At 65.6% G+C, this 25,467-nt stretch carries 24 protein-coding genes; 12 read left to right on the top strand and 12 right to left on the bottom strand.

The window, feature by feature from the left end; all coding sequences use genetic code 11:
* Positions 1–9: 9 nt before the first annotated feature.
* Positions 10–1,272, top strand: a complete 1,263-nt coding sequence (locus UU9_RS15885; RefSeq protein ID WP_083839005.1) for a JmjC domain-containing protein — start codon at positions 10–12, stop codon at positions 1,270–1,272.
* Between the two features lie 8 nt (positions 1,273–1,280).
* Here the strand turns inward: UU9_RS15885 and UU9_RS15880 are convergent, their stop codons facing one another.
* The 5 genes from UU9_RS15880 to UU9_RS15860 form a co-directional block, all read right to left on the bottom strand.
* Positions 1,281–2,072 (bottom strand): MliC family protein, encoded by a 792-nt coding sequence (locus UU9_RS15880; protein ID WP_007082783.1) that lies wholly within the window; start codon positions 2,070–2,072, stop codon positions 1,281–1,283.
* A 92-nt stretch (positions 2,073–2,164) separates the two neighbouring features.
* Positions 2,165–3,169 carry a C13 family peptidase gene (locus UU9_RS15875; RefSeq protein WP_007082782.1) on the bottom strand — a complete coding sequence of 335 codons (1,005 nt, stop codon included), beginning with the start codon at positions 3,167–3,169 and terminating at the stop codon, positions 2,165–2,167.
* A 20-nt stretch (positions 3,170–3,189) separates the two neighbouring features.
* The gene (mtnC, locus tag UU9_RS15870) at positions 3,190–3,876 is read right to left on the bottom strand and encodes an acireductone synthase (protein WP_007082781.1); all 687 of its coding nucleotides are present in this window, start codon (positions 3,874–3,876) and stop codon (positions 3,190–3,192) included.
* Between the two features lie 68 nt (positions 3,877–3,944).
* Positions 3,945–4,505 carry a 1,2-dihydroxy-3-keto-5-methylthiopentene dioxygenase gene (locus tag UU9_RS15865; protein WP_007082780.1) on the bottom strand — a complete coding sequence of 187 codons (561 nt, stop codon included), beginning with the start codon at positions 4,503–4,505 and terminating at the stop codon, positions 3,945–3,947.
* Complete coding sequence (locus tag UU9_RS15860) at positions 4,502–5,149, bottom strand: methylthioribulose 1-phosphate dehydratase (RefSeq protein ID WP_007082779.1); 648 nt, start codon at positions 5,147–5,149, stop codon at positions 4,502–4,504. The genes UU9_RS15865 and UU9_RS15860 overlap by 4 nt, the downstream gene beginning before the upstream one ends.
* A 162-nt stretch (positions 5,150–5,311) precedes the next feature.
* Between UU9_RS15860 and UU9_RS15855 the strand changes: the two genes are divergently transcribed.
* Complete coding sequence (locus UU9_RS15855; protein WP_007082778.1) at positions 5,312–5,647, top strand: high-potential iron-sulfur protein; 336 nt, start codon at positions 5,312–5,314, stop codon at positions 5,645–5,647.
* 386 nt (positions 5,648–6,033) lie between these two features.
* Here the strand turns inward: UU9_RS15855 and UU9_RS15850 are convergent, their stop codons facing one another.
* Both UU9_RS15850 and UU9_RS15845 read right to left on the bottom strand, forming a co-directional pair.
* Complete coding sequence (locus tag UU9_RS15850) at positions 6,034–7,512, bottom strand: amino acid permease (protein ID WP_007082777.1); 1,479 nt, start codon at positions 7,510–7,512, stop codon at positions 6,034–6,036.
* 89 nt (positions 7,513–7,601) lie between these two features.
* Positions 7,602–9,131, bottom strand: coding sequence for an amino acid permease (locus UU9_RS15845; RefSeq protein ID WP_007082776.1), 1,530 nt, complete (start codon positions 9,129–9,131; stop codon positions 7,602–7,604).
* A gap of 172 nt (positions 9,132–9,303) precedes the next feature.
* Here UU9_RS15845 and UU9_RS15840 point away from each other — a divergent pair, with 172 nt between their 5' ends.
* A complete protein-coding gene (locus tag UU9_RS15840; RefSeq protein WP_007082775.1) occupies positions 9,304–9,852 on the top strand; it encodes an NUDIX hydrolase in 549 nt (182 codons plus the stop codon).
* A 91-nt stretch (positions 9,853–9,943) separates the two neighbouring features.
* Here UU9_RS15840 and UU9_RS15835 read toward each other — a convergent pair whose 3' ends face one another.
* From UU9_RS15835 to UU9_RS15820, 4 genes are all read right to left on the bottom strand, one after another.
* Positions 9,944–10,465, bottom strand: coding sequence for a 3-hydroxyanthranilate 3,4-dioxygenase (locus UU9_RS15835; RefSeq protein WP_007082774.1), 522 nt, complete (start codon positions 10,463–10,465; stop codon positions 9,944–9,946).
* Between the two features lie 235 nt (positions 10,466–10,700).
* On the bottom strand, positions 10,701–11,771 hold the full coding sequence (locus UU9_RS15830; RefSeq protein WP_007082773.1) for a PLP-dependent cysteine synthase family protein: 1,071 nt from the start codon (positions 11,769–11,771) through the stop codon (positions 10,701–10,703).
* Positions 11,772–11,925: 154 nt separating this feature from the next.
* Complete coding sequence (gene parE / locus UU9_RS15825; protein WP_007082772.1) at positions 11,926–13,815, bottom strand: DNA topoisomerase IV subunit B; 1,890 nt, start codon at positions 13,813–13,815, stop codon at positions 11,926–11,928.
* A gap of 115 nt (positions 13,816–13,930) precedes the next feature.
* On the bottom strand, positions 13,931–15,733 hold the full coding sequence (locus tag UU9_RS15820) for an aminopeptidase P family protein (RefSeq protein ID WP_007082771.1): 1,803 nt from the start codon (positions 15,731–15,733) through the stop codon (positions 13,931–13,933).
* A gap of 176 nt (positions 15,734–15,909) precedes the next feature.
* On the opposite strand from UU9_RS15820, the gene pyrG reads away from it, so the two are divergent.
* The 8 genes from pyrG to truD all read left to right on the top strand — a co-directional run bounded on the left by pyrG (position 15,910) and on the right by truD (position 23,830).
* Complete coding sequence (pyrG, locus tag UU9_RS15815) at positions 15,910–17,580, top strand: CTP synthase (RefSeq protein WP_007082770.1); 1,671 nt, start codon at positions 15,910–15,912, stop codon at positions 17,578–17,580.
* A 34-nt stretch (positions 17,581–17,614) separates the two neighbouring features.
* The gene (kdsA, locus tag UU9_RS15810) at positions 17,615–18,448 is read left to right on the top strand and encodes a 3-deoxy-8-phosphooctulonate synthase (RefSeq protein ID WP_007082769.1); all 834 of its coding nucleotides are present in this window, start codon (positions 17,615–17,617) and stop codon (positions 18,446–18,448) included.
* A gap of 67 nt (positions 18,449–18,515) precedes the next feature.
* Complete coding sequence (eno, locus tag UU9_RS15805; RefSeq protein WP_007082768.1) at positions 18,516–19,817, top strand: phosphopyruvate hydratase; 1,302 nt, start codon at positions 18,516–18,518, stop codon at positions 19,815–19,817.
* Between the two features lie 18 nt (positions 19,818–19,835).
* Positions 19,836–20,177, top strand: coding sequence for a cell division protein FtsB (ftsB, locus tag UU9_RS15800; RefSeq protein WP_007082767.1), 342 nt, complete (start codon positions 19,836–19,838; stop codon positions 20,175–20,177).
* Positions 20,174–20,869: a 2-C-methyl-D-erythritol 4-phosphate cytidylyltransferase gene (gene ispD / locus UU9_RS15795; protein WP_007082766.1), complete on the top strand. Its 696-nt coding sequence runs from the start codon at positions 20,174–20,176 to the stop codon at positions 20,867–20,869. Before ftsB ends, ispD begins: the two co-directional genes overlap by 4 nt.
* Positions 20,870–20,915: 46 nt before the next feature.
* Positions 20,916–21,389, top strand: a complete 474-nt coding sequence (gene ispF / locus UU9_RS15790; RefSeq protein ID WP_007082765.1) for a 2-C-methyl-D-erythritol 2,4-cyclodiphosphate synthase — start codon at positions 20,916–20,918, stop codon at positions 21,387–21,389.
* The gene (mgtE, locus tag UU9_RS15785) at positions 21,386–22,780 is read left to right on the top strand and encodes a magnesium transporter (protein ID WP_007082764.1); all 1,395 of its coding nucleotides are present in this window, start codon (positions 21,386–21,388) and stop codon (positions 22,778–22,780) included. Before ispF ends, mgtE begins: the two co-directional genes overlap by 4 nt.
* 39 nt (positions 22,781–22,819) lie before the next feature.
* On the top strand, positions 22,820–23,830 hold the full coding sequence (gene truD, locus UU9_RS15780; protein WP_040671210.1) for a tRNA pseudouridine(13) synthase TruD: 1,011 nt from the start codon (positions 22,820–22,822) through the stop codon (positions 23,828–23,830).
* A 97-nt stretch (positions 23,831–23,927) separates the two neighbouring features.
* On the opposite strand, the gene UU9_RS15775 is transcribed toward truD, so the two are convergent.
* On the bottom strand, positions 23,928–24,470 hold the full coding sequence (locus UU9_RS15775; protein ID WP_040671227.1) for a Smr/MutS family protein: 543 nt from the start codon (positions 24,468–24,470) through the stop codon (positions 23,928–23,930).
* A gap of 194 nt (positions 24,471–24,664) precedes the next feature.
* On the opposite strand from UU9_RS15775, the gene surE reads away from it, so the two are divergent.
* On the top strand, positions 24,665–25,462 hold the full coding sequence (surE, locus tag UU9_RS15770) for a 5'/3'-nucleotidase SurE (RefSeq protein WP_007082761.1): 798 nt from the start codon (positions 24,665–24,667) through the stop codon (positions 25,460–25,462).
* The last annotated feature ends 5 nt before the right edge of the window (positions 25,463–25,467 follow it).

Genomic DNA, 25,467 nt, shown 5'->3' with positions numbered 1-25,467 from the left:
AGAAGATCCATGAACCCGATAGATTTTCATTCCCTGCTCGACCCCGGCACATCCGCAGAGCCGCCCGCGCCTGCAGCATTGAGTGGCCGTGAACTCCAGGAGTTGCTGAGTCCGTTCGATGCCGGGGAATTCGTGGATTCCTTTTTCTCGCGCACGTCGGTGAGCGTCAAAGGGCATCCCGGAAAATTCGACCATATTTTCGGTTGGGCGAGATTGAGGCAGGCGCTTGCGCGCGGGAAGGCGCTGGCCGGTACCAGCTACAACATAAAAGCGGCCTTCACGCGTGGTGAGGAGGCCGGAAGTTCACGGGGCATGATCGACGCGGACCATAACCAGGTCGCCGATTTGCTCAACGCAGGCGCGACGATCTGCATCACCGATATCCACCTGGCCGATCCCGTGCTTTGCCAATGGGCGCAAGCCGTCCGCGCGCAGCTCAATTTCAATGGTCTCGTGGGCGCCAATTGCTACATCTCGCCAGACGGCTCGGGCCTGCCCACGCATTACGACAAGCGGGTTGCCACCAGCATTCAGATCGCCGGCAGCAAGCGCTGGCGATTCTCCATGAAGTCGGCCAAGCCGTGGCCGCTCGAGAATGCCGTGTATCAACCCGGCATCAATGCGGATGTCGGCACGCTGCCCGAGCATATGGAGTTTGGCGAGGTGGAGCTCAATCCCGGCGACTTGCTCTGCCTTCCCGCCGGGGCCTGGCATTCGGCGCGTGGCGTGGGCTATTCGCTGGCGCTGAATGTCTATTTTTCGCCCCGTAATTTGCTTTTTGACCTCGGACCGCTACTTCAGCGCCTCTCGGTGTCGAGCGAGAAATGGCGAGGCGGGCCGCCTGCCACACTGGAGAAAGCCCGGGGAAGCATGCCGGACGCGGTATCTGCGTATATCAGCGAATGCCTGGACGAAATCAGCAAGGCGGCCGCCGAGCCCTGGCTGAAATCGCTGAAGCAGGAGCCGTTCACGGGATGGAAAGCGGCACCGCTGTTGCCGGTGCCGAAGATAGCGCCGGAGCAGCGATTCGGCGTGGCCGCGTCACTGCGTTTTGTCCAGGTGCAGGACGACATCGTCGTGCCGTGCGAGACCGGCGTGCTCAAGTTTCCCGTCGCCATGGGGCCGATATTCCAGCAGCTGTCGTCCCAGGTGGGGAGCTTCACCATTCCCGACGTGCTGACATGGCAGCGGGACCCGGGTGGTCCGGGGCGTGACGAGATGTTGTTCGCGCTGAAAATGTTGTACGAGCACGGCATCCTCAGGATGGAATAACCGCGCCATCAGGGCGCGCGACAAGCTACACCACTGGCCGACGGATAGGTCTCGCCGTTGCGCAGCGGCGACAGCCACGCGTCGTGCATGCCCTTCGTCCACCATTGCCAATGATCGCCCACGTAACGCGCGCCGTCGGCCGAGATGGCGATATGCAGGCGGTGGGTGTTTCCGTCGAGCGACAGCACGGCGGTGGTGCTGTCGGGGTAGCTGGCCTGCACTTTGCGGCCGTCTTCGCAGGTATAGGAAAGCACCGGCGTTGCCACGGCGCGGAATGGCGTGAGCGTATAGGTGGACGGCTTGCCACCGGCGCCGCACAGATGGCCGGTGAAGGCGGTTGAAACCTTTTCCCCGCCGATGGCCAGATCGATGAAGGCAGGGGATTCGCAATGCCCATCCTCGTAGACATTGCCGGAGACCCAGCGCATTTCGTTTTCCACGGCTGCGCCGGGTGCCAGCTGGATCGTCGACGGTGCGGGAGCGTTGGGCGCTTGGGCGATGATGTCCAGGGGCCGCTTGTCGGCGCCGGTCAGCACGGGCTGCGGTTGCGCGGGGAGGATGCAAGCGGCGGTTCCGCTGTTGCGCACGGTCAGCATGGTGCCGGAGTGGGACATGCCGTTGAACCGGCCGTCGCCACTGTCGACGCTGAAGACCAGTTGCGATGCACGGCATGTGTCGGCAGCGGCCGGGGGCGGGCTGGCGACCGGTGCGTGCGAGGAGCACGCCGCGATCGTGCACAGCGACAGCAAAACCGGCGCGGCGCGAAATGCCGTCGTTGATGCCGCAAGCTGCGTTTTCATGGGCGCACTCCGCTGAAATCAGCGGCTGAAGCTAGCACGCGTGGTCGTGGCGGCAGGTGAAGCGCGCGACGGTTCGGGAGGCGCGTCGTCGATCAGTGCGCGATGTTTGCCGGATCCGTCGATACGGTTGCCGGCGCGAATGGAACCTTCGCTCCGGGCTCGACGCCCTTGCGCCACAGATCCAGTTGCGCGGTGATGCCCTTGCCGACATCGAGCTGCGGCTCCGATGGCGTGAGCTTGTCCCGGCTTTCCCAGCCGGCGATGGTTTTGCTGGCGCGCTGGAAGGCGTCGGTGAACGTGTTGGTGTGGTTCAGCGCATCGACCAGCCAGGCCTTGCCGAAATAGGTGATGTCCGAATCACTGCCGCAGCCGAACGAGCTGCGGTCGCTGCGCGCGGCAGTGATGACCAGCGTGCCGTCGCCACGCAACGGCGGCACGAACCCGCCTGAGTAGCAGGCGTTCACCACCACGACTTTCCAGCGGAAGGCATGCTCGCGCAGGACGCCGGCGAGATCATTCGCACCGATCTGGTCGAGCGGTACCGGATCCATGTCGACCAGCAGGTAGTGGTCCTCGCTGCCGTGGCTGGTGACGTAAAGCATCAGGATGTCCTCCGGGTGCATCACGCGGGCGAGCCCGTCGAGCACCGCCTCGAGGTTGCTCCAGCTGGCCAGCGGACGCGTGTCGAGGGAGGCGGGATTGTTCTCCAGCACCAGCGTGTGGGTGGCGGCGCCGAAGCGGGCGGGAAACAGCCTGGCGGCGTATTCGACCTCGTTGCGAAAAACATCCTCACTGGCATCGCCGGCAAAAGCCACCAGATAGAGATTCGGCCTGCCGTCGATGCGCGGCGTCAATTGCGCCAGCGCGTTGCGTACCAATCGGGGTTGCGCATAGATGAGCTGTTCGGGTGACGGGCTGCCCGCGGGCCAGCGATCATCGGTGACCGCGTCCATTGCCATCGGTGCCGCGGCAACGGAAGCCGCCGACGTTGCATCAGGGACATGCGCGGCCGCCGCTGTGGGTGCGGCGGGCTGCCACCATGTGGTCAGCCAGACACCGGCGACGAAAGCGAGCAGGGCGATCAACAGCGGGCGCATGGTCGGCCTTCCGCGGGCAGTCAGAGCGCGATCGCGTCGAAATCGGCAAAGACCGGGTGGCGGGGCCGGGCTGGCGCCTCCAGTGGCGGACGCACCAGCCAGCCGGTCTGGAAACCCGCCTCCCGGGCGGCGTCGAGTTCCTCGACGATGTCGGAAAGAAACAGCGTGTGTTGCGGCTGTTCGTCGATCGCCGTCGCGATGCGGCGGTAGGATTCCGCTTCGCGCTTGGGTCCGGTTTCGGTATCGAAATAGCCGGCGAAAAGCGGCGTGAGATCGCCCGCTTCGCTATGCCTGAAAAACAGCTGTTGTGCCGGTACCGAGCCGGACGAATAGACGTACAGACGCAGGCCGTCGGCGCGCCATTGGCGCAGGCGGGCGGCCACTTCGGGATACATGTGGGCCACGTAGTCGCCGGCTTCGTAGCCGGCCTTCCAGATCATGCCCTGCAACGCCTTCAGCGCGGTGGACTTGCGATCCTCGTCGATCCAGCGCAGCAGCAGTTCGATCACTTCCTGGCGACTGGCTTCGATGAAACCCGCCTCCTTCGCCGCTTCATGCAGCCAATGCTGCACCTCGGGCTGGTCGGCATGGGTTTCGACAAAGGCCGGCAAGCGCTTGCGGGCGTACGGAAACAGCACGTCGCGCACGAAGGTGATCGCGCTGGTGGTGCCTTCGATATCGGTGACGACGGCGCGGATTTCGATCATGGGAGGCGGGATTCGGAATTTGGGATTCGGGATTCGGGATTCGCAAGAGCCTCGCCTGCGACGGGTATCTACGAGGTGTGGACGAGGGGCGACATGCGGGGGAATCGGCTGGCCAGGTCGGTGCCGGTGAATTGGGCCACCCAGCCTTCCTTGTTGGTGAACAGGCGGATCGCCACGAAGTACGGCGATTCGCTCATGTCGAACCAGTGCGGGGTGCCGTCGGGTACGCCGATGAGGTCGCCTTTCTCGCACAGCACGTCGTAGACCTTGTCGTTGATGTGCAGGGTGAATTGCCCCGCACCAGCCACGAAAAAGCGCACCTCGTCCTCGCTGTGGGTGTGCTCGCTGAGGAATTTCTGGCGCAGCGTGGCGCGGTCGGGATGGTCGGGCGTGAGGCTGATCACGTCCACGCTCTGGTAACCCTTTTCCGCCATCAACCGGTCGATGTCGCCACGGTAGGCGGCGATCACTTCATCCTGGCTGGCGCCGGGCTCGATCGGCTGGCTTGCCTCCCAGCGCTCGAAACGCACGCCGACCTTGCCCAGCTCGCGGGCGATGGCGGCATGGTCGCGGTGCTCGGCCAGCGCCGCTTGCGGTTGTGCCTCGTCGAAAATGCGCAGCTGACTCATGATGACAATCTCCTCAGATCCATTTCGCATTCGAGCAGGAATTCGAGTGCTTCGAGATGGCGGCGGGCCTCGGCTATGTCGCGGCCCCAGGTGTAGATGCCGTGGCCGTCGATAAGGTACGCGTGCAAGGGTTTGCCGGCATCCAGCCAGGCATCCACCTGGGCCACCAGATCAGGCATGTGCTGGGTGTTGGGAAACACCGGAATTTCCAGCACGCTGTCGTGGCTGGTGTAGCCGCTGATGGCCTTCTGCAATTCCCAGCCCTGAAGCTGGATGGTGCCGCGCGCGGCGTAGAGTCGCGATGCCACGCTCTGGGTGCGCGAATGGGTATGCAGCACGGCGGTCATTTCCGGCCAGCGCCGGTAGACCTGCGTGTGCAGCGCGGTTTCGGCGCTGGGCCTGGCCGTGGTGCCCACCGCGTGGCCGTGCAGGTCGATCAGCATGATGTCATCGCGGCCGAGGTGGCCCTTGTCGCGGCCTGAGATGGTGATGGCCGCGTGTTCGTCGTCCACCCGCATCGAGAAATTGCTGCTGGTGGCCGGCGTCCAGCCAAGCGCCGCCAGTTGCCGCGCGGCATCGGCGATGGCGTCGGCGCGGCTGTCGAACAGGCTCTGGGACATCGTGGCGGGCAGCTGCTGGGTCATACGGTTTGGCCGTCCAAATCAATCGGCATCATACCACGGGCCCCTTCGCGCCAAGGGCGTAATGCGAGCCATTCGCGCAAGTCAGGAAGCGTTGAGGTAAATGGCGTGACACTTCCGCGATCCGGTGCAGGGTGCGCCGGTCACCTCGACGGAGACTCTGCCATGTCGAAAGAAAACGATATCGAATCGCGCCGCCACTTCCTGAAAATCGCAGCGGGCACCACCGCGGCTGCCGTGGTCATGGGCGGCTTGCCGCGTCTTGCACGCGCCGCCGATCTGCCGGCGGTGAGCCCCACTGATCCGACCGCCAAGGCGCTGGATTATGTGGAGGACGCGACCAAGTCGACCAATCCGAAGTACAAGGCCGGCGACGTGTGCCACAACTGCCAGTTCTATACGGCCACCAACACCACCGGCCGTGGACCTTGCCAGTTGTTCCCCGGCAAGTCGGTCAATGCGAAGGGCTGGTGCGTGTCGCACACGCCGAAGAAAGCCTGATCACATAGCTTCGTACAACGAAAGAGGCCGGCTCGAAGGAGCCGGCCTCTTTCGCATGCGCGCTTGTGGGCGGCGCAATCACGAACAGGGAATGGGGGCGGAGCCAGAGAAAGTGCTGCCCGACACGCCAGGTTGAGGAGCTGACCCTGCCTGACGTGCCGGGCGGCGATCCGGGGCCCACTGCCAAGTGATCAACCCGCGGATCGCCATGATACCCCCGCGTGAGCCCGTTGGGGCAATCTCGGGCGGGATTTTCCGGAAAAATATTTCGTTAAATTCATCTAAAACAGTCACTTGCATCGTAGTCCTGATGCAGTGCCCGATATTGGACGATGGTCGGCGCCAATCATGCGGCAGGCGCCACAATTGGACGAAATTTACGTCTTTTAGGCGCCGTTCCGCGCCATTTCCTGCTGATGAAGATGGCTGTGCCGGCGTCCATAGCCGAAATAGATCACCAGCCCGATCACCGTCCACAACACCATCAGCCCCCAGTTGTACCAGGCCATGGTGGCGAGCAGGGCGGCGCAGCTGAGAATGCCCAGGGAGCAGATCAGCGGCGCCCACGGCACCCGGAACGTGCGCGGCAATTCCGGCCGCGTGTGGCGCAGGATCCACACCCCCGCGCAAACCGCCATGAAGGCGATCAGGGTGCCCATCGAAACCAGGTCACCCAACACGTCCAGCGGGAAGATGGCGGCCAGCAGCGCGATGCCCGCGCCGGTGATCAGCGTATTGAGGTGTGGCGTGCGATAACGTGGATGGATGCGCGTGAACACCTTCGGCAGCATGCCGTCGCGGCCCATGATCATGAAGATGCGCGGCTGGGCGATGATCATCACCAGCACCACCGAAGCCAGGCCCAGCATCGCGCCCACTTCCACCAGCCAGCGCAGCCAGCCGAGCGCGGGGTGCCCCTGCAGCGCGGTCACCACTGGCTCGTTGGTGCCCAGCAGCGTGTAGGAACTGAGTCCGGTCATCACCGCGGCCATGGCGATATACAGCACCGTGCAGATGGCCAGCGAAGCGAGGATGCCGATCGGCAGGTCGCGTTGCGGGTTGCGCGATTCCTGCGCCGCCACCGACGTGGCCTCGAAACCGATGTAGGCAAAAAACACCATCGCCGCGCCACGCAGGACGCCGCCCCAGCCGTACTTGTAGTGACCTTGCGATTCGGGGATGAAAGGGTGCCAGTTGGACGGGTCGACGTAGCGCCAGCCCACCACGATCACCAGCGCGATCAGGCCCACCTTCAACACCACCATGGCCGCGTTGGCGAGGCTCGATTCGCGGATGCCGACGTAGCAGAGCCAGGTCAGCAACAACACCAGCACCACCGCAGGCAGGTTGAACAGCGCCCCCGTGGCGATCAGTTGATGGTCGGCGGTGAATGCCAGCGGCGCGTTGGTCAGCGCCGCCGGCAGGCTCAAGTCCATGCTGAAGGTGTGGCCGATATGGTCGAGCAGGCTCAGGAAATAACCCGTCCAGCTCACGGCTACCGCCGAGGCGGATACGCCGTATTCCAGCACCAGGTTCCAGCCGATGAACCACGCCACCAACTCGCCCAGGGTGGCGTACGCGTAGGAGTAGGCGCTGCCGGATACCGGGATGAGGGTGGCGAATTCGGCGTAGCACAGCGCGGTGAACGTGCTGCAGATGGCTGCCAGCAGAAACGACAGGATCACCGCCGGCCCCGCGTGATCGGCGGCTGCCTGGCCCGTGATCACGAAGATGCCGCCACCGATCACCGCGCCGATGCCCAGCGCCGTCAATCCGATCGGCCCCAGCGTGCGGCGCAGGGTGGGGCCGTTGGCATCGTCGGCATCGCTGAAATCGGTCTTGCGGGCGAGCAACTGTTTGAGCATGGCCACTTGTCGTCGGGAGCGGATGGTTGTTGCGCCGCGTGCGCGACACGTTGTGTGTGAGCGGCCTGCGCCGTGCCGGCCGCTGCGTCTCAGCGCGCGCCCTGGCGCAGCTTGCTGTGGCGGTAGCCGTAGAAGCCGTAGATCAGGAAGCCGATCACGATCCAGCTCACCAGCAGCGGCCAGCGCACCTCGAAAGCCTGCCAGAACAGGAACAGGCAGGCGGCCGCGCCCAGCGGACAGACCAGCCACGGCACCGGCACGCGGAACGCGCGCGGCAGCTCCGGCCGCGTGCGGCGCAGCACCAGTACGCCGATGCAGACGGTGGCGAAGGCTAGCAAGGTGCCCATCGACACCAGGTCGCCCAGCACATCGACCGGGAACAGGCCGGCCAGGATGCTGGCGATCACGCCGACCATGATGGTGCCCACGTAGGGCGTGCGGTGCTTCGTGTGCAGGCGGCCCAGTGCCTGCGGCAGCAAACCGTCGCGCGACATCGAATAGAAAATGCGCGGCTGGCCCATCAGCATCACCAGGATCACCGAGCTCAGGCCGGCCAGCGCCGCGAACACCACCAGGATCTTCAACGCGCCAAGGATGTAACTGGAGGGACTGCCGGCGGCGACGGTGCCGAGTACATAGTTGATCGCGGTGGCAACCGGCTCGGGCGTGTTGAGCATGCGGAACGGCGTGGTGCCGGTCATCACCGCGGCCATCGCCACGTACAGTACGGTGCACAGCAGCAGCGAGCCGAGGATGCCGATCGGCATGTCGCGCTGCGGGTTCTTCGCCTCGCCGGCGGCCGTGGAGACCGCGTCGAAACCGATATAGGCAAAGAACACCAGCGTGGCGCCGCGGTAGATGCCGCTCCAGCCGAACTTGGAGCCGCCCTCGTTGGCGGGGATGAACGGGTGCCACAGATCGGGGTTGATGTAGTTGAACATAACGATCAGGAACAGCAGGATCACCGACACCTTGATCGCCACGATGATCGCGTTGACCGTCGCCGACTGGGTGATGCCCATGTAGCACAGCCAGCTGATCGCGCCGACGATGATGATGGCCGGCAGATTGATCAGTGCGCCGGTGGTGACCAGCGTGTGGCCGCCTTCGGCAAACGTGAGCGGGGCCGAGGACAGCGCCGCCGGCAAGGTGAAATTCAGGCCGGTCATCGAGCTGAGCATGCGCAGCAGTTCGCCGAAGTAGCCCGACCAGGCCACCGCCACGGTGGATGCGGCGAACAGGTATTCCAGCACCAGTGCCCAGCCGACGAACCAGGCCACCACTTCGCCCAGGGTGGCGTAGGAATAGGAATAGGCGCTGCCGGAAACCGGCAGCATCGCGGCGAACTCCGCGTAGCACATGCCGGCCAGGCCGCAGGCCACGGCGGCGATCAGAAAGCTGAGGATCAGTGCGGGGCCGGCGAACTGTGCCGCCGCCGTGCCGGTGATGGCGAAGATGCCCGCGCCGATGACCGCACCCACCCCAAGCATCACCAGGTGCCGCGCCGTCAAGACGCGTTTGAGGGTGACCTCGCCTTCGGCGCTACCCTCCACCGGCTCGCCCGCATCCACATGGGGCATGGCCTTGATGGGATGGGTGGCAAAAAGATTTTTGATCATCAAGCGCCCCTTGGCATGAATGCGTCCGCTAGTGCGCTGCAGCAGTGCGCGACGCGTGGTGCGGAGATGCGAATAGTGGGCCAACATAGCCGAGCGTTGGGGGTTGTACAAGCTGGATTCAGGCCTCGCGAAGGCTTGCTGCAGCGCACTTTCATGAACCGGATGGACGACGATGCAGGCACCACAAAACTTTCTGATCGAGTCACTGCGTCGCTACCGTGACTTATGGCAGGGGGAGAAAAAAACCGTCGCGCAATTCGAGGATTTCCTGCGCAGCCACCCCGAGGTCTTCCAGCGGAGCCATGCCGTGGCGCACTTCACCGGCTCGGCATGGCTGGTCAGCGGCGACGGCGAGCGCGTGTTGCTGATGCATCACCGCAAGCTCGACCGCTGGCTGCAGCCCGGCGGCCATGCCGATGGCGATCCCGACCTGGCAGGCGTGGCCTTGCGCGAAGCGCAGGAGGAAACCGGCGTGCCGGGTTTGCGCGTCGAAGGCGACATCTTCGATATCGACCGCCACCGCATTCCGCTGCGTGGAGCCGAGCCGGAGCATTGGCATTACGACGTGCGCTACGTGGTGCGGGCCGGGGGCGATGAACGCTTCGTGGTCAATGGCGAATCACGCGCGCTGGCGTGGCGGCCGGTGACGGAGGTGGCCGCCGATGAAAGCCTCGATACGTCACTGCGTCGCATGGCGCGTAAATGGCTGGCGCTGCGCTAACACCTGTAGGAGCGACTTCAGTCGCGATGCTCTTGCGTTGAAGCTCCAAAGCAGAAGCATCGCGACTGAAGTCGCTCCCACACACCAGGTTCTACGAATATTTCGCCGGCGCCGGATTGACGTGCCCGCAGGCCTTGCAGGTGCGCGCCTCGATCGAGCCGTAGAAGCGGTCGAACACTGGCGGAAAATCGTGTTCGATGCTGTCGAGCACGAAGTACTCCTCGAACAGGGTGTGGTTGCAGTGCTCGCAGAACCACAGCAGGCCATCCTTTTCATTGGCGAGGCGACGGCGTTCGATCACCAGGCCGATCGATCCGGGCATGCGCTGCGGCGAGTGCGGCACGCGCGGCGGCAGGTAGAAAACTTCGCCGGCGCGGATCGGTATATCGCGCGGTTGGCCCTCGTCCTGCACCTTCAGGATCATCTCGCCTTCCAGTTGGTGGAAGAACTCCGGGCCTTCGTCGTAGTGGTAGTCGGTGCGCGCGTTGGGGCCGGCCACGATCATGATGATGAAGTCGCCATCGACGATGCACTTGTTGCCCACCGGCGGTTTCAGCAGATGGCGGTGTTCGTCGATCCAGCGTTGCAGGTTGAGTGGTGGTAGCAGGGCCATGCGTAGTTCCCGAAGAATAGGTCAGCGCCGAATGCCACTTGTCTGATGGTCATCCGGCTCCCAAAGCCGTTCGCGCTGAGCGTAGTCCGCGCAGCGGGCGGAGTCGAAGCGGTGCCCGGTTGGGGCGGCCCAGGCGGCGTGTCCTTCGACTCCGGCCTTTGGCCTACGCTCAGGATGAACGGATCTTTCCAGGTAAATCCGATGGCAGCTCAATGACACGTGCGTCGGCCAGGTATCACGCGTCGACCCAGCGCCCGCTTTGGATGACCTGCTCCAGCCGCGCCTGCTCGTTGGCCACGTCGAAGCCTTCGGCGGCGAGCCAGTCGTCGTTGTAATACGTCTTGCGATAACGCTCGCCGCCATCGCAGATCAGCGTCACCACCGGTCCCTTTTCACCGCTGGCGCGCAGTTCGCACATCAGTTGCAGGGCGCCGACCAGGTTGGTGCCGGTGGAGCCGCCGCAGCGGCGGCCCATCAACCGCTCCAGCACACGCAACGCCGCCATGCTGGCGTTGTCGGGTACGCGGATCATGCGGTCGATCACCCCACGGATGAACGACGGCTCCACCCGCGGCCGGCCGATGCCTTCGATGCGCGAGCCGCAATCCAGCCGCAGCGAGGCGTCGCCGCTGTTGAAGTAATCCATGAACACGGAGTTTTCCGGGTCCACCACCGCCAGCTGGGTGCCGTCGCTGCGGGCGGCGCCGTAGCGGATGTAGCGGCCGATGGTGGCCGAGGTGCCGCCGGTGCCGGCGGAAACCACGATCCAGCGCGGCACCGGATCGAATTCGCGCTCCATCTGCCGGAAGATCGACTCGGCGATGTTGTTGTTGCCGCGCCAGTCGGTGGCGCGTTCGGCGAAGGTGAACTGGTCCATGTAGAAGCCGTCGGACTCGCGCGCCAGTTGCTCGGCGGCACCGTAGACGTCAGTGCCGTCGATGAGATGGCTGCGTCCGCCGAAGTGCTCGATCTGCGCGATCTTGTCGCACGAGGTGCGCCGCGGCATCGCGGTGATGAAGGGCAGGCCGAGCAGGCGGGCGAAGTAGGCTTCGGAGATCGCGGTGCTTCCGCTGGAGGCCTCGATCACCGGCTGGTCTTCATGCAGCCAGCCATTGCAGATCGCGTACAGGAACAGCGAGCGCGCCAGCCTGTGCTTCAGGCTGCCGGTGGGGTGTGCGGATTCGTCTTTCAGGTACAGCGGAATGCCGGGAAACGCAGGCAGGTCCAGCCGGATCAGGTGCGTGTCGGCCGAACGCGCCGCCTCGGCGGCGAGGATCTCGATGGAGCGGCGGGTCCAGCTGGGCATGATGCGATGGCCTGCGGTTCGTGTTGTGTTTTTGCGGCGCGGCCCTTCGACTTCGCTGCGCTACGCTCAGGGAGAACGGTCTGGGGATTACGCCTATCTAGAGCCGCTCTCCCTGAGCGTAACGCAGCGAAGCCGAAGGGCAACCTGACGCCGGTCAAACCTCAAGCGTCGCCAGGTCGCCTTTCTCTTCCAGCCACGCCTTGCGGTCGCTGGCGCGCTTCTTCGCCAGCAGCAAATCCATCACGCGCGCGGTGCCGTCTTCCTCGGCGGTGGTCAGCTGCACCAGCCGGCGGGTGTCGGGATGGATGGTGGATTCGCGCAACTGCGGCGGGTTCATTTCACCCAGGCCCTTGAAGCGGGTGGTGCTGACCGCGCCCTTCATTTTCTCGCGCTCGATCCGCTGCAGTATCGCCACCTTTTCGCTTTCGTCGAGGCAATAGAACACCTGCTTGCCCACGTCGACACGGAACAGCGGCGGCATCGCCACGAACACGTGGCCCTCGCTGACCAGCTTGGGGAAATGCTTGAGGAACAGCGCCGACAGCAAGGTGGCGATGTGCAGGCCGTCGGAGTCGGCGTCGGCCAGGATGATCACCTTGCCGTAGCGCAGGCCGCTCAGGTCGTCCTTGCCCGGGTCGCAGCCGATAGCCACGGCCAGGTTGTGCACTTCCTCGGAGGCCAGCACCAGGGTGGATTCCACTTCCCAGGTGTTGAGGATCTTGCCGCGCAACGGCAGGATCGCCTGGAACTCCTTGTCGCGCGCCTGCTTGGCGCTGCCGCCGGCCGAATCGCCTTCGACCAGAAACAATTCCGTGCGGGTGAGGTCGGTGGCGGTGCAGTCGGCCAGCTTGCCGGGCAGGGCGGGACCCTGGGTGATCTTCTTACGCACCACCTGTTTGGAGGCTTTCAGCCGCGCGCTGGCCCGCTCGATCGCCAACTGGGCGATGCGTTCGCCGATCTCGGTGTGCTGGTTCAGCCAGATGCTGAAGGCGTCGTGGATCACGTTCTCGACCATGCCTGCGGCCTGGCGCGACGAGAGCCGCTCCTTGGTCTGGCCGGCGAACTGCGGATCCTGCAGCCGTGCCGACAGCACGAACGACAGCCGCTCCCATACGTCTTCGGGCGCCAGCTTCACGCCGCGCGGCAGCAGGTTGCGGATGTCGCAGAATTCGCGGATGGCCACGGTGAGGCCGCTGCGCAGGCCGTTGACGTGGGTGCCGCCTTGGGCGGTGGGGATGAGGTTGACGTAGCTCTCCTGCACCAGCTCGCCTTCGGGCAGCCAGGCCAGCGCCACGTCCAGGCCTTCGGTGTTGCGCGCCACGTGGTGCACGAACAATTCGGCGGGCAGCGCCTCGGCGCCATCGAGTTCGCCGCTCAGATAATCATGCAGGCCGTCTTCGTAGTACCACTCGATGACTTCGCCGCTGGCCGCGTCGGTGAGCTTCACGTTGAGCCCGGCGCACAGCACCGCCTTGGCGCGCAGCAGGTGCTTCAGCTTGGGCAGCGAGATCTTCGGCGAGTCGAAGTATTTGGGGTCGGCCCAGAAGCGCAGCGTGGTGCCGGTGCGCTTTTTCGGCACCGTACCGAGCAGCTCCAGCTCGCTGGCGCGGTCGCCGTTCTCGAACGCCATGCGCTGCTCGTTGCCGTCGCGGCGGATGGTGACCTCCACCCGCGTGGACAGCGCGTTCACCACCGACACGCCCACGCCATGCAGGCCGCCGGAGAAGCTGTAGTTGTCGCCGGAAAACTTGCCGCCCGCGTGCAGCCGGGTGAGGATTAGCTCGACACCGGGGATACCCTCGTCGGGATGGATGTCCACCGGCATGCCGCGACCGTCGTCGCTCACCTCCACCGAGCCGTCGGCGTGCAGGGTCACCTCGATATGGCTGGCGTGGCCGGCCAGCGCCTCGTCCACCGAGTTGTCCACCACCTCCTGCACCAGGTGGTTGGGCCGGCTGGTGTCGGTGTACATGCCGGGCCGGCGCTTGACCGGATCCAGGCCGGAGAGGACTTCAATATCGGCGGCGTCGTAACGATTGCTCATGGGGCGATGACTGTGAAGGGTAACGGGGCAGGATGGGCGGCAGGGGCGGGCGGGTCAAGGGCGGGAGCAGGAGTTGTGTCGCCATCTCCCACCGCTCGCCACTCACTTCAGGGTTTCACCTCAACGGTTCGCAATGTCGATGCAGCCAGGCCAGGTCGTCGCCATCCAGCAGCGGGCTCAGGGCGGCGCGTACGGTGGCGTGGTAGTCGTCCAGCCAGGCGCGTTCATCGGGGTTGAGCAGGGCCGGCTCCAGTGCGCGGCGGTCGAACGGACACAGGGTCAAGGTCTCGAACGCCAGGAATTCGCCGAATTCGGTCTGGTCGGCGGCGATCACCACCGCCAGGTTTTCGTGGCGGATGCCGTGACGGCCGGGCTTGTACAGGCCCGGTTCGATCGAGCTGATCATGCCCGGCTCCAGCGGCACCAGCGCGCCACCGGCCGAGGGCGGACGGATGCCGTGCGGACCTTCGTGCACGTTGAGGAAATAGCCCACGCCGTGGCCGGTGCCGTGGCCGTAATCCATGCCGCTGGCCCACAGCGGCGCGCGCGCCAGCGCATCCAGTTGCGGGCCGCTGGCGCCCTTGGGGAAGCGGGCACGCGACAGCGCGATCATGCCCTTCATCACCAGGGTGGCGTCGCGCCGTTGTTCCGGCGTGGTCTCGCCCAGCGCCAGCACGCGGGTGATGTCGGTGGTGCCACCCAGGTATTGACCACCCGAGTCGACAAGCAGCAGGCCTTCTGCCTGCAGCATGCTGTGCGCCTCGGGCGTGGCGCGGTAATGCGGCAACGCGCCGTTGGCCAGGTAGCCGGCGATGGTGGCGAAGCTTTCGCCGATCCAGCCCGGCTGCGCCGAACGTTGCCGGTGCAGCAGCGCGTCGACGTCCAGTTCGGTGAGCGATTCGCCGGCGGCCAGCCGCTCTTCCAGTTCGCGAAACGCGCGCACCAGCGCCACCCCGTCATGGCGCATCACCTCGCGGATATGGCCGAGCTCGGCCGCGGTCTTGATGGCCTTGAACGCGGTACTGGGATTGGCCGCCTCGATGCGTGCCGCATGCGCCGGGATCGCGGCGGCGATGGCGCTGACCACGCGGCTGCTGTCCAGCAGCAGTTTGTCGTCGGCGGTCAGCGCGCCCAGGGCGCGGGTGATGGTTGCGTAAGGCGCGATATCGATGCCATCGGCGGCCAGTTCGGCGACCAGTGCATCTTCGAACTTGGCCCGATCGACGAACAGCACGGCGCGACCTTCGGCCTCGACCAGCAGGTGCGCCAGGAACACCGGATTGCACTCGACGTCGCTGCCGCGCAGGTTGGTCAGCCAGGCGATGTCGTCCAGGCTGGAAAGCAAATGGTGGCTGGCGCCCTGCGCGCGCATCGTCTCGCGCAGCCGCGCCAGCTTGTCGGTGCGCGGCACGCGGGCGTAGACGGGGTCATGGGCGAACACCGGCGCCTGCGGCAGGGCCGGGCGGTCGGGCCAGATCAGACCGGGCAGATCCAGGTCGATGCGCACGGTGGCACCGCCGACGGCCAGCTTGCGCTCGATCTGGCGCTGGCCGTTGACGGAAAGGCTGTCACCGGCCACGGCCAGCACGTCGCCTCGCTGCAGTTGCTGCTGCAGCCATGCGAGGTGATCGGGTACGTCTGCCACGCGTTCCTTCATCAACGCGATGCCGCTGCCGGGCAGTTGCTGCTCGGCTTGCGAGAAATAGCGCGAATCCGTCCATAGCCCCGCCTTGGTCGCGCTGATCACGAGGGTGCCGGCCGAGCCGTCGAAACCCGACAACCAGGTACGTGCCTGCCAATGCGCAGGCAGGTATTCGGACAGGTGCGGGTCGGCGCTGGGGACGAGTACGGCGGCAATGCCGTGTTGCTGCATGGCGGCGCGCAAGGCGGCCAGGCGGGTCGGGACAGGTGGATTCATCCATCAATGTTAGCAGGCCGACCCACGCTGCTTTGGGCTGATTTTCCGCATGCCGCACACAGGATGGCGCGGCATTTTTCGGTGCCAGCTGAATCTTTCGCCAGTAATTTGCGTTGATCCCTCGCGGCTGGACGCCGATGTCGCTAAAATGCCGATTTCCAGCACGGCTGAATTTCATGACCCCCCTGATCTTCGTCACCGGCGGTGTAGTGTCCTCGCTTGGCAAGGGCATCGCGGCGGCGTCACTCGCGTCCATTCTCGAGGCTCGCGGGCTCTCGGTCACCATGATGAAGCTCGACCCCTATATCAATGTCGATCCGGGCACGATGAGCCCGTTTCAGCACGGCGAGGTCTATGTGACCGACGACGGTGCCGAGACCGATCTTGACCTGGGGCATTACGAGCGCTTCATGCGTACCCGCCTCACCGGCAAGAATTCCATCACCACCGGCAAAATTTACGAAAGCGTGATCCGCAAGGAGCGCCGCGGCGATTACCTCGGCGCCACCGTGCAGGTGATCCCGCACATCACCGACGAGATCAAGCACTGCATCCACGAGGCCACGCGCGGTTTCGACGTGGCGCTGGTGGAGATCGGCGGCACCGTGGGCGACATCGAATCGCTGCCGTTCCTGGAGGCCATCCGCCAGCTGCGCGTGGAGCAGGGCCCGGAGAAAGTGGTGTTCATGCACCTCACCCTGGTGCCGTATATCAAGGCTGCTGGCGAGATCAAGACCAAGCCGACCCAGCATTCGGTGAAGGAACTGCGCTCGATCGGTATCCAGCCGGACATCCTGCTGTGCCGCTGCGAGGACGCCCTGCCGGAGGCCGAGCGCCGCAAGATCGCGCTGTTCACCAACGTGCCCGAATCCGCCGTGATCAGCGCGCCCGATGTCGACGTGATCTACAAGATGCCGCTGTGGCTGCACAGCCAGGGGCTGGACGACATCGTGGTAAAGCGGCTCGGCCTGGATGCCGATCCGGCGGACCTGTCCAGCTGGCAGCGCACCGTCGACGCCGTGGAGCACCCGAAGAACGAGGTCACCATCGCCATCGTGGGCAAGTACGTGGAGCACAAGGACGCGTACAAGTCACTGGCCGAAGCGCTGCGCCATGGCGGCATCCGCCAGCAGACGCGGGTGAACCTGGACTGGATCGACTCCGAGCAGATCGAGGCCGAGGGCGCCGCCGAAGTGCTGGGCAAGGTCGACGCGATCCTGGTGCCCGGTGGTTTCGGCAAGCGCGGCTTTGAAGGCAAGGTGTTGACGGCCAAATACGCGCGCGAACACCGCGTGCCGTACTTCGGCATCTGCTACGGCATGCACGCGGCGGTGGTGGATTTCGCCCGCAACGTGGCCGGCCTGACCGACGCCGACTCCAGCGAGAACGACCGCAACACCGCCAACCCGGTGATCGGCCTGATCACCGAATGGACCACCGCCAGCGGCGAAGTCGAGCAGCGCACCGACCGCTCCGACCTGGGCGGCACCATGCGCCTGGGTGCGCAGGAATGCCGACTCAAGGCGGGCACGCTGGCGCGCCAGCTTTACGGCCAGGAAGTGGTGCGCGAGCGCCATCGCCATCGCTACGAATTCAACAACCGCTACCGCCAGTCGTTCGAGGATCAGGGCCTGGTGATCTCCGGCAAGTCGATGGATGACCTGCTGGTGGAAGTGGTGGAATTGCCGCCGCAGAAGCATCCGTGGTTCCTGGCCTGCCAGGCCCATCCTGAATTCACCTCCACCCCGCGCGACGGCCATCCGCTGTTCAGCGACTTCGTCCGCGCGGCCGCCGAATACAAGGCCGTGCGTGAGGGCGAACCGTTGGCCGCCCAGGCCAGCGCATGACGCGGTCTTGCCTATTGATCGGGAAATACGTCCTATGAAGCTTTGCGGATTCGATATCGGGCTGGATCAGCCGCTGTTCCTGATCGCCGGCCCCTGCGTGGTGGAGTCCGAGCAATTGCAACTGGACACCGCCGGCACGCTGAAGGAAATCACCAGTGGGCTCGGCATCCACTTCATCTTCAAATCCAGCTTCGACAAGGCGAACCGCTCATCCGGCGAAAGCTTTCGCGGGCCGGGGCTGGAAGAAGGCCTGCGCATCCTCGGCGAAGTGAAGCGCCAGATCGGCGTGCCGGTGCTCACCGACGTGCACGAATACACGCCGATGGACGAAGTGGCGTCGGTGGTCGACGTGCTGCAGACGCCGGCGTTCCTGTGCCGGCAGACCGATTTCATCCAGAAGGTGGCGCGCGCCGGCAAGCCGGTGAACATCAAGAAGGGTCAGTTCCTGGCGCCGTGGGACATGAAGCATGTGGTGGCCAAGGCCAAGGCCGCCGGCAACGACGACATCATGGTCTGCGAGCGCGGCGCCAGCTTCGGCTACAACAACCTCGTCTCCGACATGCGCTCGCTGAGCGTGATGCGCGACACCGGCTGCCCGGTGGTGTTCGACGCCACCCATTCGGTGCAATTGCCGGGCGGGCAGGGCGCCACCTCGGGCGGCCAGCGCGAATTCGTGCCGGTGCTGGCGCGCGCCGCCGTGGCGGTGGGTGTGGCCGGGCTGTTCGCCGAGACGCATCCCGATCCCAGCAAGGCGCTGAGCGATGGCCCCAACGCGTGGCCGCTGGACAAGATGAAGGCGCTGCTGGAGGCGCTGCTGGAACTCGACGCCGTCACCAAGCGGCATGGCTTTCTCGAACAAGGCGTGTAGTCATCCGGCCGCGCGCGAATTCGCCCCTACAACCCACAGACCATTCAACTCGACCAACGGAAACCGCATGAGCAACCAGATCACCCGCATTCACGCCCGTGAAATCCTCGACTCGCGTGGCAACCCCACGCTGGAAGCCGAAGTCACGCTCGCCGACGGCGCGTTCGGCCGCGCCGCGGTGCCCAGCGGCGCCTCGACCGGTTCGCGCGAAGCCGTTGAACTGCGCGATGGCGACAAGTCGCGCTACGGCGGCAAGGGCGTGAAAAATGCGGTGGCCAACGTCAACGGAGCCATTGCCGACACGCTGAAGGGTTTCGATGCGGCGGACCAGAAAGGCCTGGATGCGAAGCTGATCGCGCTGGACGGCACGCCCAACAAGGGCAAGCTGGGTGCGAACGCGCTGCTTGGTGTTTCGATGGCCGCGGCGCATGCGGTGGCCGCGTCGCGCGGCGAGCCGCTGTGGAAGTACCTGTCGAAGGACGGCAAGCCCGGCGCCCTGCCGGTGCCGATGATGAACATCATCAATGGCGGCGAGCACGCGGACAACAACATCGACGTGCAGGAGTTCATGGTGCTGCCGGTCGGCCTGCCCAGCTTCGCTGAAGCGCTGCGCGCCGGTGCCGAGATCTTCCACGCGCTGAAGAGCGTGCTGAAGGGCAAGGGCCTCAACACTGCCGTCGGCGACGAGGGCGGCTTCGCACCCAACCTGCGCTCCAACATCGAAGCGCTCGACACCATTCTCGAAGCGGTCAACAAGACCGGCTACAAGGTGGGCAGCGAGATCCTGCTGGGCCTGGACGCCGCCAGCTCGGAGTTCTACAAGGACGGCAAGTACGACCTGGCCGGCGAAGGCAAGAAATACAGCTCGGCCGAATTCGTCGACCTGCTGGCCGGCTGGGCCAAGCAGTACCCAATCATCACCATTGAGGACGGCATGGCCGAAGGCGACTGGGACGGCTGGAAGCTGCTGACCGACCGGATCGGCGATTCCGTGCAGGTGGTGGGCGACGACCTGTTCGTGACCAACCCGGTGATCTTCCGCGAAGGCATCGAGAAGAAGATCGCCAACTCGATCCTGATCAAGGTGAACCAGATCGGCACCCTGTCCGAAACCCTGGAAGCCATCGCGATGGCCGATGCGGCGAAGTACTCGGCCGTGATCTCGCATCGCTCCGGCGAAACCGAGGACACCACCATCGCCGACATCGCGGTGGCCACCACGGCGACCCAGATCAAGACCGGCTCGCTGTGCCGCAGTGATCGCGTGGCCAAGTACAACCAGCTGCTGCGCATCGAGGAAGCCCTGGGCAGCGCCGCGCGCTATGCCGGCCGCGACGCGTTCCCCAACCTGACGCGCCTGCCCGGTTGACGGGAGTCACGACATCCCATGCTGCGCTGGGTTGCCCTGATCCTGATCGTCACGCTTGTCGGGCTGCAGCTGAAACTGTGGTCCGGCAGCGGTGGCGTGCGCGAGGTGGACACCTTGCGTGTTTCGTTGAAGAAGCAGACTGACGAAAACGCGCGGCTGGTCCAGCGCAACCAGGCGCTGGCGGCCGACGTGCTGGATCTGAAGCATGGCGAGCAGGCGGTCGAGGCGCGTGCACGCAACGAGTTGGGCCTGATCAAACCCGGCGAGACGTTCTATCAGGTGGATGAGCGGCCGGCCACGGCGGCCAGCGTTTCGCTGCCGCCCCCGCCGCCCGCTGCGCCACCCGCGGGCGCGCAATGACCGGCGCGCTGTGGTGCGTGGTGCCGGCCGCCGGGCGCGGCACGCGGGTGGGTGGCATGTGTCCCAAGCAGTACCTGCCGCTGGCGGGTCGACCATTGATCGAACACACGCTGGAGCGTCTTGCCGCACACCCGCAAATCGCCGGCCTGCTGGTGACGCTGGGTGCGGATGATGCGCGCTGGCCGGGTATCACCGAGCTCAACGGCAAGCGCGTGATGACGGCCCCGGGCGGTGCCGAACGCAGCGACTCGGTATTGGCCGGCATCGACGCGTTGCCGGCCACGGTGGGGCAGGACGACTTCGTGCTGGTGCACGATGCGGCACGTCCCTGCGTGCGCCTGGCCGACATCAGCGCGCTGATCGAGCAGGGATGTGCGAAGGATGGTGGCCTGCTGGGTGCCCCGCTGCGCGACACGTTGAAGCGCGCCGACGCGGCCGGCTGCAGCGCGCAGACGGAGCCGCGCGATCAGCGCTGGCGCGCGTTCACGCCGCAAATGTTCCGCCGTGGTCAACTGGCTTCGGCCTTGCGCGCGGCGGCGAAGGACGGCCGCGCCGTAAGCGACGAGGCCATGGCGATGGAATTGGCTGGTTACGCCCCGTTGCTGGTGGAAGGCGCCGAGGACAACATCAAGGTCACCACCGCGGCGGACTTTCCGCTGGCGGCGTACCTGCTTTCAAGGATCGTGACATGAACGCAATCGCGAGGGACTCTTTCGCGCTTTCACCCGGCATGCCGCGATGAGGATCGGGCAGGGCTTCGACGTGCACGCGTTCGGCGAGGGCGACCACGTCATGCTGGGCGGCGTGCGCGTGCCACATGAGCGCGGGCTGGTGGCGCATTCGGATGGCGACGTGGTGATCCATGCGCTGTGCGACGCGATTTTCGGCGCACTGGCACTGGGCGACATCGGCACGCATTTCTCGCCGCGCGACGAGCGTTGGCGCGGTGCCGACAGCCGCCAGTTCCTGCGCCACGCCGCCCAGTTGATGAAGCAGCAGGGCTACAGGCTGGGTAACGTGGATGTCACCGTGATCGGCGAAGCTCCGAAAGTCGGCCCGCACGTGGCATCCATCCGTGAATGCCTCGCCGCCGATCTCGGCTGCGACGTCGGTCGCATCAGCGTCAAGGCCACCACCACTGAAAAACTCGGCTTCTGCGGCCGGGGCGAAGGGATTGCCGCGCAAGCGTGCGCCCTGCTGGAGCACGCGTGACCGAGGTAGAAGCCCGCAGCGCCGCCAGCCGGCTGCACGACCAGCTCGACGTCATCGTCGAGTTGCTGCATCGGCACGAGGCGGACGGCCGTCTGCCCGCGGATGTGCTGGTGGATCTGCGCCAGCAGCTCGACGAGCTGCATCCGGCGGACATCGCCTTCATCCTCGAATCGCTGCCGCTGGATGACCGTCTGGCGATCTGGCAACTGGTGAAGGCCGATCGCGACGGCGAGATCCTGCTGGAAGTCTCCGACGCCGTGCGCGAATCGCTGATCGCGGATATGGATCGCCACGAGATCCTTGCCGCCGCCGAGACCCTCGACGCCGACGAACTGGCCGACCTGGTCGAAGACCTGCCCACGGCGATGCTGCCGGAGCTGATGGCGGGCCTGGACGCACAGCAACGCGAGCAGGTGCAGTCGGCGCTGTCCTACGAGGACGACCAGCTCGGCGCGCTGATGGATTTCGAGATGGTGACCATCCGCGAGGATGTAAGCCTGGAAGTGGTATTGCGCTACCTGCGCCGCTGGGACGAACTGCCGGCGCAGACCGACAAGCTGTTCGTGATCAACCAGGACAACCTGCTCACCGGCGTGCTGCCGCTGCACTGGCTGCTGGTCAACGCGCCGGACAAGATGGTGAGCGACGTGATGGCGCCCGACGTCAACACGTTCCACCCCGAGAACGACGCCTACGAAGTGGCGCAGGCGTTCGAACGCTACGACCTGGTGACCGCCCCCGTGGTGGATGACAACGGCCACCTGATCGGCCGCATCACCATCGATGCGATGGTCGACGTGATCCGCGAGGAAGGCGAGAGCGAGGCGTTGAGCCGCGCCGGTCTGCGCGAGGAGGAGGACATCTTCGCCTCGGTGTGGGCCAGCTTGCGCAACCGCTGGTCGTGGCTGGCGATCAACCTGGTGACCGCGTTCATCGCGTCACGGGTGATCGGCCTGTTCGAGAATTCGATCGAGCGGCTGGTGGCGCTGGCCGCGCTGATGCCGATCGTGGCCGGCATCGGCGGCAACTCCGGCAACCAGACCATCACCATGATCGTGCGCGCGCTGGCCTTGAACCAGATCACCGCCGAAAGCGCCAAGCGCCTGTGGCGCAAGGAACTGACCGTGTCGCTGCTGAACGGACTGATCTGGGGCGGCGTGATCGGCGTCGTGGCGTGGTGGCTTTACGACAGCCTGTCGCTGGGCCTGGTGATGACCGCGGCGATGACGTTGAACCTGTTGCTGGCCGCGTTCGCCGGCGTCGGCATTCCCGTGCTGATGACCCGGTTCGGGCGCGACCCGGCGCTGGGTTCCAGCGTGCTGATCACCGCGATGACCGACAGCGGCGGCTTCTTCATCTTCCTCGGCCTGGCCTCGATTTTCCTGATGTAACGCAGCGTCCGCTGCCTGCACCACGCACTCTGGATATTCATGTCCGAACTCCCTTACGCCTGCGGCACTCCACCCTTGACCGCGCGGCTGCGTGCCAGCCCGGAGGATTTTCAGGTGGAGGAAATCCTCGGCTATGACGCCGACGGCGCCGGCGAGCATGTCCTGTTGTGGGTGGAGAAACGTGGCGCCAATACCGACTGGGTGGCCCGCGAGCTGGCCCGGTTCGCCGGGGTGGCACCGGTCGCGGTGGGTTACGCGGGCCTGAAGGATCGCCACGCGGTCACCCGGCAGACGTTTTCCCTGCAACTGGCGGGCAAGCCCGATCCGGATTGGTCGACCTTCCCGCATGCGGAAGTGAAAGTGCTGGCGGCCACGCGCCATTCGCGCAAACTCAAGCGCGGCGCGTTGCGCGGCAATCGCTTCGTGCTGGTGTTGCGCGAGGTGCAGGGCGATCGCGAGGCGGCCGAACAGGTGCTGCAGCAGATCGCCGCGCGCGGCGTGCCCAACTATTACGGCGAGCAGCGCTTCGGCCGCGAAGGCGGCAATGTGGCGCAGGCGCGGGCGATGTTCGCGGGGCGCAGGGTGGAACGCAGCAAGCGCTCGTTCCTGCTGTCCGCCGCGCGCTCGCAGATATTCAACGAGGTGCTGGCCGCGCGGGTCGAGCGGCAGGCGTGGGACACGCCGCTGGCGGGCGAGATCTGGTCGCTGGCCGGCTCACGCTCGTGGTTCGGGCCGGAGCCTTTCACCGCGGTGCTGGCCGAACGTCTGGCCCGCGGCGACATCCATCCCTCGGGTCCGCTGTGGGGGCAGGGCGAACCGCCCACGCAGGATGAAGCCGGTGCGCTGGAGCGCGAGATCGGCGCCGCGCACCAGGACTTGGCCGACGGGCTGGCGGCGGCGCGCATGGATCAGGAGCGTCGCCCGCTGCGCTTGCTGCCGCACGATCTGAAGTGGCGCTGGCTCGCTGACGACGCGCTCGAGCTGGTCTTCGAATTGCCCGCTGGCGCCTACGCCACCGTGGTGGTGCGCGAACTCGCCGCCGTGATGTAGGGGCGGTTTCATTCGCGCTGCTCTTTTGCCTTGGAGCCCCAGAGCAAGAGCATCGCGACTGAAGTCGCTCCCACCATCCGCATGGTGCAGCTTTCCCTTAGCGCTTGAGCAAAACGACTACCGCGCCCGTGCCGCCCAATGCCGGCCGCGCCGATGCGAAGGCGATCACATCGTCCCGTCGACGCAGCAGGCGATCGGTGAGCGCTTTCAATACCGGACCCGCTGCGCGCGAACGCAAACCTTTTCCGTGCACGATGCGCACGCAGCGCCAGCCTTCCCGTCGCGCCTCGGCCAGAAAATCCACGATGCTGCTCTGGGCTGCGGCGGCATTCATCTGGTGCAGGTCGATGTGATCCTGCACGCTGAACTGGCCGCGTTTGAGTTGCCGCAGCAGCCTGGGTGAATAGCCGTCGCGCAGATAGCTCAGTTCCTCGCCCACTTCGAGGGCGGCAGGGTCGAAGTCGAGCTTTAGCAGATCGCCTGCCACCGCCGCCTCGTCGGCCTCGAACATGCGTGGGTAGGGCGCCGGCTTTGCCGCCGCCGGGGGCGCGGCCACCGCTTCGAGCGGCCGCGTGCCGCCGATCGCCTCGCGAAACAGGCGGCTGTCGTCATCGCTGATCGGCGCGGGCTGGCGTTTCATGCGGCCATGGTAATGCGTCGCACCGCGGACCGGCGCCATGTGAATGCGTGGCCTCGCTACGGTAGACTTGAACGCTTGGAGCGCATCGCGCTGGATAAACGTGTCTGGTGGAAATTTTGTGGCCCGGCAGCTTGCCCGGCTCGTCCCTCCCACCGGTTCGGCGGCTGCAGCTCAACGGTTTCCTACGGATCAGCATGCGAGTTCTGGTAAGCAACGATGATGGCGTGGATGCACCGGGCATCCGCGTGCTGGCCGATTGCCTGGGCACGGTCGGCACCGTGACCGTGGTGGCGCCGGACCGCGACCGCTCCGGCGCCAGCAATTCGCTGACCCTCGACGCGCCGGTGCGTGTACTGCCGATGGGCGACGGCTATTACCGCGTGGCTGGCACGCCCACCGATTGTGTCCATCTGGCGTTGTCGGGGCTGCTGCAGGATGAGCCGGATATCGTGGTGTCGGGCATCAACAACTCGGCCAATCTCGGCGACGACGTGATCTATTCGGGCACGGTGTCGGCGGCGATGGAGGGGCGTTTCCTGGGGTTGCCGGCCATTGCCGTCTCGCTGGTCAGCAGCGACCACCAGGGGACGCATTACGAATCGGCGGCGCGCGCGGTGCTGTTGCTGATGCAGCGCTTGCTGGTCGATCCGCTGCCGGCCGATACGATTCTCAACGTGAACGTGCCCGACCTGCCGTGGAAGGAGATCGCCGGTTTCGAGGTCACCCGGCTTGGCCGCCGCCATCGTTCGGCGCCGTCCGTGTTGCGGGCTGACCCGCGCGGCCGTCCGATCTGGTGGATCGGGCCGGCGGGTGAGGTTGATGATGCCGGACCGGGGACGGATTTCGATGCGGTGCGCCGTGGCTTTGTTTCGGTCACGCCCATCCACGTGGACCTGACCCGGTTCCAGGCGCTGGAGAAAGTCAGCAGCTGGATGCAGGCGTTGACCGATGATCTGGCGGACGGATCCGCCACCCAACATGAGGTTGTTTGAACGGT

It is taken from the genome of Rhodanobacter fulvus Jip2, assembly GCF_000264315.1.
Lineage (GTDB): Bacteria > Pseudomonadota > Gammaproteobacteria > Xanthomonadales > Rhodanobacteraceae > Rhodanobacter > Rhodanobacter fulvus.
This window is presented reverse-complemented; position numbering and strand designations above follow the sequence as displayed.

Bases quoted from the DNA above. Each gene is read 5' to 3' on its own strand.
- UU9_RS15840 (WP_007082775.1), top strand. From the start codon at position 9,304: ATGCAGGCACCACAAAACTTTCTGATCGAGTCACTGCGTCGCTACCGT.
- UU9_RS15820 (WP_007082771.1), bottom strand. From the start codon at position 15,733: ATGAATCCACCTGTCCCGACCCGCCTGGCCGCCTTGCGCGCCGCCATG.
- parE (WP_007082772.1), bottom strand. From the start codon at position 13,815: ATGAGCAATCGTTACGACGCCGCCGATATTGAAGTCCTCTCCGGCCTG.
- truD (WP_040671210.1), top strand. From the start codon at position 22,820: ATGTCCGAACTCCCTTACGCCTGCGGCACTCCACCCTTGACCGCGCGG.
- eno (WP_007082768.1), top strand. From the start codon at position 18,516: ATGAGCAACCAGATCACCCGCATTCACGCCCGTGAAATCCTCGACTCG.
- UU9_RS15845 (WP_007082776.1), bottom strand. From the start codon at position 9,131: ATGATCAAAAATCTTTTTGCCACCCATCCCATCAAGGCCATGCCCCAT.
- UU9_RS15835 (WP_007082774.1), bottom strand. From the start codon at position 10,465: ATGGCCCTGCTACCACCACTCAACCTGCAACGCTGGATCGACGAACAC.
- surE (WP_007082761.1), top strand. From the start codon at position 24,665: ATGCGAGTTCTGGTAAGCAACGATGATGGCGTGGATGCACCGGGCATC.
- UU9_RS15775 (WP_040671227.1), bottom strand. From the start codon at position 24,470: ATGAAACGCCAGCCCGCGCCGATCAGCGATGACGACAGCCGCCTGTTT.
- pyrG (WP_007082770.1), top strand. From the start codon at position 15,910: ATGACCCCCCTGATCTTCGTCACCGGCGGTGTAGTGTCCTCGCTTGGC.
- UU9_RS15860 (WP_007082779.1), bottom strand. From the start codon at position 5,149: ATGACCCAGCAGCTGCCCGCCACGATGTCCCAGAGCCTGTTCGACAGC.
- kdsA (WP_007082769.1), top strand. From the start codon at position 17,615: ATGAAGCTTTGCGGATTCGATATCGGGCTGGATCAGCCGCTGTTCCTG.
- ispF (WP_007082765.1), top strand. From the start codon at position 20,916: ATGAGGATCGGGCAGGGCTTCGACGTGCACGCGTTCGGCGAGGGCGAC.
- ftsB (WP_007082767.1), top strand. From the start codon at position 19,836: ATGCTGCGCTGGGTTGCCCTGATCCTGATCGTCACGCTTGTCGGGCTG.
- UU9_RS15830 (WP_007082773.1), bottom strand. From the start codon at position 11,771: ATGCCCAGCTGGACCCGCCGCTCCATCGAGATCCTCGCCGCCGAGGCG.
- UU9_RS15875 (WP_007082782.1), bottom strand. From the start codon at position 3,169: ATGCGCCCGCTGTTGATCGCCCTGCTCGCTTTCGTCGCCGGTGTCTGG.
- mtnC (WP_007082781.1), bottom strand. From the start codon at position 3,876: ATGATCGAAATCCGCGCCGTCGTCACCGATATCGAAGGCACCACCAGC.
- UU9_RS15865 (WP_007082780.1), bottom strand. From the start codon at position 4,505: ATGAGTCAGCTGCGCATTTTCGACGAGGCACAACCGCAAGCGGCGCTG.
- UU9_RS15885 (WP_083839005.1), top strand. From the start codon at position 10: ATGAACCCGATAGATTTTCATTCCCTGCTCGACCCCGGCACATCCGCA.
- ispD (WP_007082766.1), top strand. From the start codon at position 20,174: ATGACCGGCGCGCTGTGGTGCGTGGTGCCGGCCGCCGGGCGCGGCACG.
- UU9_RS15855 (WP_007082778.1), top strand. From the start codon at position 5,312: ATGTCGAAAGAAAACGATATCGAATCGCGCCGCCACTTCCTGAAAATC.
- UU9_RS15880 (WP_007082783.1), bottom strand. From the start codon at position 2,072: ATGAAAACGCAGCTTGCGGCATCAACGACGGCATTTCGCGCCGCGCCG.
- UU9_RS15850 (WP_007082777.1), bottom strand. From the start codon at position 7,512: ATGCTCAAACAGTTGCTCGCCCGCAAGACCGATTTCAGCGATGCCGAC.